Origin of the sequence: Streptomyces sp. NPDC006510, from assembly GCF_040611955.1 — a bacterium.
Classification (GTDB): Bacteria; Actinomycetota; Actinomycetes; order Streptomycetales; family Streptomycetaceae; genus Streptomyces.
The window spans coordinates 25,174-32,367 of the sequence record NZ_JBEXPH010000096.1 but is presented as its reverse complement, the minus strand read 5'-3'; the positions used below and the strand labels follow the sequence as shown (position 1 = coordinate 32,367).

8 protein-coding genes are annotated in these 7,194 nt (G+C 69.5%); 6 read left to right on the top strand and 2 right to left on the bottom strand.

Annotated elements, in window-relative coordinates:
* The coding region (locus ABZY11_RS26075; protein ID WP_356481456.1) for an FUSC family protein at window positions 1–1,538 on the top strand (1,538 nt) is incomplete at its 5' end.
* A gap of 17 nt (window positions 1,539–1,555) precedes the next feature.
* On the opposite strand, the gene ABZY11_RS26070 is transcribed toward ABZY11_RS26075, so the two are convergent.
* The gene (locus ABZY11_RS26070) at window positions 1,556–2,035 is read right to left on the bottom strand and encodes a hypothetical protein (protein ID WP_356481455.1); all 480 of its coding nucleotides are present in this window, start codon (window positions 2,033–2,035) and stop codon (window positions 1,556–1,558) included.
* 253 nt (window positions 2,036–2,288) lie between these two features.
* Between ABZY11_RS26070 and ABZY11_RS26065 the strand changes: the two genes are divergently transcribed.
* Window positions 2,289–2,531, top strand: coding sequence for a DUF397 domain-containing protein (locus ABZY11_RS26065; RefSeq protein ID WP_266690134.1), 243 nt, complete (start codon window positions 2,289–2,291; stop codon window positions 2,529–2,531).
* A gap of 103 nt (window positions 2,532–2,634) precedes the next feature.
* Here the strand turns inward: ABZY11_RS26065 and ABZY11_RS26060 are convergent, their stop codons facing one another.
* Window positions 2,635–3,138, bottom strand: coding sequence for an ATP-binding protein (locus ABZY11_RS26060; RefSeq protein WP_356481454.1), 504 nt, complete (start codon window positions 3,136–3,138; stop codon window positions 2,635–2,637).
* 328 nt (window positions 3,139–3,466) lie between these two features.
* Between ABZY11_RS26060 and ABZY11_RS26055 the strand changes: the two genes are divergently transcribed.
* The 4 genes from ABZY11_RS26055 to ABZY11_RS26040 all read left to right on the top strand — a co-directional run bounded on the left by ABZY11_RS26055 (window position 3,467) and on the right by ABZY11_RS26040 (window position 7,183).
* Entirely contained in the window at window positions 3,467–4,348 is an 882-nt protein-coding gene (locus tag ABZY11_RS26055; protein WP_356481453.1) for a helix-turn-helix transcriptional regulator, read from the top strand.
* A gap of 53 nt (window positions 4,349–4,401) precedes the next feature.
* A complete protein-coding gene (locus tag ABZY11_RS26050) occupies window positions 4,402–5,859 on the top strand; it encodes an aldehyde dehydrogenase family protein (protein WP_356481452.1) in 1,458 nt (485 codons plus the stop codon).
* 114 nt (window positions 5,860–5,973) lie between these two features.
* On the top strand, window positions 5,974–6,525 hold the full coding sequence (locus ABZY11_RS26045; protein ID WP_356481451.1) for a DinB family protein: 552 nt from the start codon (window positions 5,974–5,976) through the stop codon (window positions 6,523–6,525).
* Between the two features lie 16 nt (window positions 6,526–6,541).
* Complete coding sequence (locus ABZY11_RS26040) at window positions 6,542–7,183, top strand: PadR family transcriptional regulator (protein WP_356481450.1); 642 nt, start codon at window positions 6,542–6,544, stop codon at window positions 7,181–7,183.
* Window positions 7,184–7,194: the final 11 nt, after the last annotated feature.

Here is a 7,194-nt window from a genome sequence, read left to right as displayed (position 1 = left end):
CCGAGCTGCGGGGCCCGCGAGGCGCCGCCGAACGGATCAGACCGGTGCTCGCCTCGCTCGCCGACCCGTCGCTGGGGGTGCCGTCCGAGGGGCCGGAGCGGGAACGGGTCCGCGAGCTGCTCGCCGCCGCCGGATCGGTGCTCGACTCGGCGGCCCGCGCGATCCGGCACGGCGACCCGGTCGAGCTCGCCCCGTCCGCCGTTGCCGCGCTGAAGACCCCGGACACCGGAACGCTCCTCACCGGCCCGCCGCTGCGGGCCGCCGACCGGCTCGGCGCACTGCTCTCCGACGTCATCGAAACGGCCGAGGGTGAGGGGACGAAGGAGCAGGACGCCAAGGCCGAGGAGGCCGCCGAGGCCATCAGGGCCGGCGAGGACGGGAGCCCCGCCGCCCCGCACCGCCGCCGCCCCACTCTGCTGCGGCTGGTCCCCGTCGTGGTGAAGGCGATGCGCGCGGAGCTGCGCCCGGGTTCACCGATCCTGCGGCACGCCGTCCGGGTGTCCGTCGTCGCGGCCGTCGGCTATCTCATCGGCACAGCGCTGCCGTTCGGCCACGGCTACTGGGCGCCCATGGCCGCCGTCATGGTGATGCGGCCGGAGTTCTCCCAGACGTACGGGCGGTCCGTGGCCCGCTTCGGCGGCACGATCGTCGGCGTCTCGCTCGCCACCGCGATCGTCCAGACCACCAGCCCGGGTACGACCCCGGCCGCGGTGCTCTCCGTGCTCTGCGCCCTGCTGATGTATCTGCTGATGCGCACCGGATACGTGGTCGGCCAGGCCTGCGTCTCGGCGTATGTCGTCTTCCTGCTCGGCATGGCGGGCGGCGACTGGTCGCAGACCGTGCTCGAACGGGTCGTCCTCACCCTCGCGGGCGGCCTCCTCGCGATGATCTCGTACGCCCTCTACCCGGCCTGGGAGACACCGAGGCTCCGCGGCAGGCTCGGCGATTGGCTGAAGGCGGACGGGCGGTACGCCGCCTCGGTCGTCGACCAGTACGCCGAACCGGCCGAGCGCGGCCTCGACGACGTGCGTTCCGCACTGCTCGACACCCGTGAGGCCCGGGTCGCCTGGCAGGAGGCGCTGGCCACCGCCCAGCACGAACCGGTACGCAACCGCGGCCTCTCCCGAGCCGCCGCCGACGACACCCAGCACGCGCTCGCCCAGCTCGGCCGGGCCGCGATGCTGCTGGAGGCCCATCTGCCGGGCGGCGGCGCCACCCCCGTACCGGACGCGGCACGCCTGGCCGGAGCGCTGCGCCGGGCCACCGAACAGGGCGCGAAGGCGGTGCGGGAGCGGCGGGTACCGGACTGGTCCGAGGTGCGCGAGGCGCTGGCGGAGTGGGACGCGCGGCAGCGCGAGGACGAGGGGAAGGCGGACCCCTTCGTACGGGAAGGGGCCCACCTCCTGCTCGAAGCCCTGGAGGAGTTCTCCCGGGGGCTGGACGGGAAGCCGAAACCGAAGCCGGAACCGAAGCCGAAGCCGGAACCGAAGCCGAAGCCGGATCCGAAGCCGAACTCGCCCGGGGATCAGGCGGATTGACGCGCAGGGCGGGGGCGTCAGGGAGTCGGCAGGTCCGGCAGGCCGGACGGCAGGGCGCCCGGGGCGGTCTTGGCCAGGGTGTCCTTCACCCCGCTGTCCCAGGACACCACGACGGTCTTGCCGTCATTGGACTCGACGGCCCCCGTGGTGCGGTCGTCGCCCCCGTCGACGCACTTCAGCGCGAGCGTCACCTTGCCCGCGTCCTGCACGGTGCCCGTGCAGGCGTGCTGTTCGGTGACCAGCACGGCCTTGCCCGACGCCACCGACAGGACGACCGCCTTGCCGTCGGTCCTGCCGGCCCAGCCGCCCTCCAGCGCCGCGGCGTCGGTCCTGGACCCGCTGTCCTCGCCGCCGTCGGGCGTTCGGCCGGACTGCTCCGCACCGGCGCCGCGGCCCGGCTCGTCGTTCTTCTCGCCGTCACTGCTGCAGCCGGTCAGTGCCACCGCGGTGAGGATTCCGGCGGCGATCACGGCGCCGGTACGTACGGTTCTGCGCATCTGTAATTCCCCCTTGTCGACGAAAGACCGAGTCAAGTTAACCGCGCGATCCGCCGGGATGGGGAGCCCGACCGGGGGTAGACGGAGCCGAAACGGCGTCCAGTACGTCTGTCCATACGGAGTAAAGCTGTAATCGCGAGAACACCCCGCGTGCACGTGCATCCGCGCATGCATCTGCCCATGCAGGGAAATTTGAACACAGCTATGATCCGAGACAGTTGACACTTGCACCTTGCAACTCGGGGAGCGTCCTGTGCACCACGTGTACAACGGCATGGCGGCCACAGAGCTTCGCGGAGTCGTCTGGCAGAAGAGCAGACACAGCAACTCCCAGGGTTCCTGCGTGGAGTTCGCGAAACTGCCCGACGGGGATGTGGCGATGCGGAATTCGCGCCACCCCGACGGGCCGGCGCTGGTCTATACGCCGGCCGAGATAGAGGCGCTGCTGCTCGGGGTGAAGGACGGGGAGTTCGACCACCTCGTAGCGGGCGGCTGACCGTACCCCGCGGCCAGGTCACCGTCCCGGATCACCGGCCCCGGCTCGGATCCCCCGCCCGAACTGCCGACGTTCGCCGCGGCGTTCGCCGCGGCCGGTCGGGTCAGACGCCGTCGGAGAGCCGGAACAGCGCCCAGACCACCTTGCCGCGCGGTGCCGACGGGGCGTTCGGGTTCTCCGTCTCCGGACCGGGCGTGGGGTGCCAGCCCCAGGAGTCGCTGAAGGACTCCACGAGGAAGAGGCCGCGGCCGGATTCCGCGCAGTCGGGTGCCTCGGAGGCGATCGGGCTCTCCTGGCTGGGGTCGCGCACCGCGCACACCAGGCGCGAGCTCCAGCGCATCAAGTGCAGCCGTACGGGCGGGTCCTGGGACTCCGGCGCGGTGCTGTCCGTGGGCAGGGCGTGCCGCAGGGCGTTGGTGACGAGTTCGGAGACCACCAGTGCGACGTCGTCGAAGCGCTCGGCCAGTCCCCATCCGTTCAGCGTCGTCCGGGTGAACCGCCTTGCTCCGCCCACGGCTTCGTAGCGGGCGGGCAGTGTGCAGGTGGCCGATCCGGAGACGGCTGAGGGATCGATGGGAGGAAGGCCCTGCCGTAACGGCTCGAGCATCGTCGATCCATTCGTCCCCATGCGAGGCACTCCCGGGATTCGCGGCTGTATCGGTACTGCGGGGGGTACAGCGGCACAACACGAACGAGCACGCAGGTGCGCGAGCCCCATGGTTCCCAATGCGTGGGGCAGATGCAAGGGCAGATGCACGTGCACGCGCCTGACCTGTCCGAACCCGTGCCGGTTCTTGGTCATTTCTTCCCGCGCGTATTTTCGCAGCTTTCTGGAAGGCGTCTCATTTCCGTAATCGAATGAGTACGGGCTGAAGCGTTTTGATGGCAGAATCCGGCACTTGGGGTTCAGGGGGAGCCCCGGTGCCCAGGAAGCGATGGGGAGGACCGGACCAGTGGCGGCAGGCGAGTCGAGTGGATCTGTGGTGCGGCGCATCCTGCTGGGCTCGCAGCTCAGGCGGCTGCGCGACTCGCGAGGCATCACCCGTGAGGCGGCCGGCTACTCCATCCGGGCCTCCGAATCGAAGATCAGCCGCATGGAGTTGGGACGGGTGAGCTTCAAGGCCAGGGACGTCGAGGACCTGCTCACGCTCTACGGAGTCACGGACGAGGCGGAGCGCGACGCTCTGCTCGGCCTGGCCCGTGAGGCCAATGTGGCGGGCTGGTGGCACAGTTACGGAGACGTGCTGCCCGGCTGGTTCCAGACATACATCGGCCTGGAGGGAGCGGCATCGCTCATCCGGGTGTACGAAGTCCAGTTCGTCCACGGCCTGTTGCAGACCGAGGCTTACGCGCACGCGGTCGTCACCCGGGGCATGGGCGCCGCGCCCACCGTCGAGGTCGACCGCCGCGTGGCGCTGCGACTGGAGCGCCAGAAGGCCCTTGTCGCCGAACGCGCACCCCATTTCCATGCCGTGCTCGACGAGGCGGCGCTGCGCCGGCCGTACGGCGACCGTGAAGTGATGCGCGGGCAACTGCGGCATCTGATCGAAATGTCGGAACAGCCCAACATCACTCTCCAGGTGATGCCCTTCAGTTTTGGCGGGCATGCCGGAGAGGGCGGTTCCTTTACGATGCTGCGATTCCCGGAATCCGATCTGTCGGACATTGTCTATTTGGAGCAGCTGACAAGTGCGCTCTATCTGGACAAGGCCGAAGAAGTCGCTCAGTACGAAAAGGCCATGGTGCGACTGCACGAGGACAGCCCGGATCCGGAGGAGAGCCGCGATCTGCTCCGTGGCCTGCTCCAACTCATCTGATTCGTCAGTACGATGACGGTTCGACGGAGTCTGCACCTGAGTTAAGGGATCGCATGTCCTTCTTCTACGAGCTGGCCGACCAGTACATCGACGGTGAGTGGCGGACCGGAACCGGCTCGTGGGACATCATCGATTTCAACCCCTATAACGGGGAGAAACTCGCCGCGATCACCATCGCCACCGCGCAGGAGGTCGACCTGGCCTACCGCGCCGCCGAGCGCGCCCAGCGGTCCTGGGCCACCACCGGACCGTACGAGCGCCGCGAGGTCCTGGAACGCGCACTGCGCATCACCGCGGAACTGCACGACGACATAGTCGACGCGATCACCGATGAACTGGGCGGCACCCGGGTCAAGGCGGAGTACGAGGTCCGTGTCGCCAAGGAGTTCCTGCGTGACGCGATCCGTCGGGCGCTGCACCCGCCGGGCAGCCTCCCGCCCGCCCTGGCGGACGGCAAGGAGAACCGCCTCTACCGGCTGCCCGTCGGCGTCATCGGGGTGATCAGCCCCTTCAACTTCCCCTTCCTGGTGGGGATGAAGTCCATCGCACCGGCCCTCGCGCTCGGCAACGCGGTCGTCGTCAAGCCCAATCAGAACGCCCCGGTCGTCGGCGGCGCGCTGTTCGCGAAGATCTTCGAGGATGCCGGACTGCCCGCCGGACTGCTCAACATCGTGATCACCGATGTTGCCGAGATAGGGGACGCGTTCATAGAGCACCCCGTACCCAGGGTGATCTCGTTCGCGGGCTCGGACCGGGTCGGCCGCCGGGTCGGCGCGGTCGCGGCCGGGCACTTCAAGCGGACGATCCTCGAACTCAGCGGCAACAGCGCCCTGGTGGTGCTGGAGGACGCGGACATCGACTACGCGGTCGACGCCGCCGTCTTCAGTCGCTTCGTGTACCAGGGGCAGGTCTGCATGGCCGCCAACCGCATCCTGGTGGACCGCCGCGTCGAGCGGGAGTTCACCGAGAAGTTCACCGCCAGGGTGGCCGCGCTGAAGACCGGTGACCCGCGCGACCCGGAGACCCGGATCGGCCCGGTCATCAACACCTTCCAGGCCGATGCCCTGACCGCCCTGGTCGACCGGGCGGTCGCCGAGGGGGCCACCGCGCTCGTCCGCGGCCGGACCCGCGGCAACCTCGTGGAGCCGACCGTGCTCGCCGGACTCCCCGAGGGTTCCCCGCTGCTCTCCCAGGAGATATTCGGCCCGGTGGCGCTGCTGGTGACGTTCGACGGCGAGGACGAGGCCGTACGGATCGCCAACGACACCCCGTACGGGCTGAGCGGCGCCGTGCACACCCGCAGCGCCGAACGCGGGGTGCGGTTCGCGCGGCGCGTGGTCAGCGGGATGTTCCACGTCAACGACTCCACCGTCCAGGACGATCCGCAGGTGGCCTTCGGCGGCGAGAAGTGCTCCGGGATCGGCCGGCTGAACGGCGAGGCGACCGTCGACGCCTTCACCACCCGGAGGTGGATCTCCATCCAGCACGGCCGGACCGTGTTCCCTTTCTGACCGGGCCATTTCTTCTGACCGGGCCATTTCTGATTGAGGACAGGAACTGACCTCAATGGGCCGTAGCTTGGCCGGTGTCAGGAAGAACCGGCACGGATCATCAAGGCGGACACCATGGTCACTCACGTTCCCTCGGAAGCCCCCGGCGACGAGCGCGGCATGTTCCTCTCCTTCATCGAGGCCCAGCGCGGTGCGATCCGGCGCTCCGTGATCGGGCTGACCGAGGAGCAGGCGGCGAGCCGCCCCAGCGCCAGCGCGCTCTCCCTGTCCGGACTGGTCAAGCATGTCGCCGAGACCGAGTTGAACTGGCTGCGGATGGCCCAGCAGCGGCCGAACGAGACCGTCCGGAACGAAAGCAACTGGGCGGACAGCTTCCGGCTCGTCGGCGACGAGACGGTGGAGCAGATGCTGAAGTTCTGGGACGGAGTCGTGGTCGAGGTGGAGGAGTTCATCCGCTCGGTGCCCAGCCTGGACGACACCTTCCCGCTGCCGGAAGCGCCCTGGTTCCCGAAGGGCGAGCGGGTCTCGATGAGGTGGCTGCTGGGCCATCTCGTCGAGGAGCACGCCCGGCACGCCGGGCACGCCGACATCATCCGGGAGTCCCTGGACGGCCGGACCGCGTTCGAGCTGGTCGCCGAGGCGAAGGGCTACTCTAATCAAAGTTGAGTAGAAGGAGTGCGTGATGTCCGCGATCCGGCTGCTGGTCCTCTGCGCCGTGCGCCAGCACGGCCGGGCGCACGGCTATCAGGTCCGCAACGACCTGGAGTACTGGGGTGCGCACGAGTGGTCCAACGCCAAGCCCGGTTCGGTCTATCACGCACTGAAGCAGATGGCGAAGCAGGGCCTGCTGATCGCCCACGAGACCGCCCCGAGCACGGCGGGCGGCCCGCCGCGTACCGAGTACGAGATCACCGAGCGGGGCGACGAGGAGTACTTCGCGCTGCTGCGCTCGGCGCTGACCTCGTACGACCAGAAGCCGGACATGCTGTCGGCGGCGCTCGGCGGGATCGTCGACCTGGAGCGGTCGGAGGCGGTCGCGCTGCTCAAGGAGCGGGTCGCCGGTCTCGCCGCCTGGCGGGCCACGGTCACCGAGCACTACGTACCGGAGGCCGGGCCCGAGGCGATCGGCCACATCGGCGAGATCATGAACATGTGGGTCCACTCGGCGGACGCCGGCGCCGAGTGGACGCGCGGGCTGATCGCCCGCATCGAGGGCGGGGCGTACACCTTCGCGGGCGAGGGCGAGACCTTCGTCGGGGTGCTCGCCGAGGGGCAGGAGAACCCGTACGCGACGGGGGTCCCGGACCCCGGCGACGACGAGTGACCGGGCGCTGA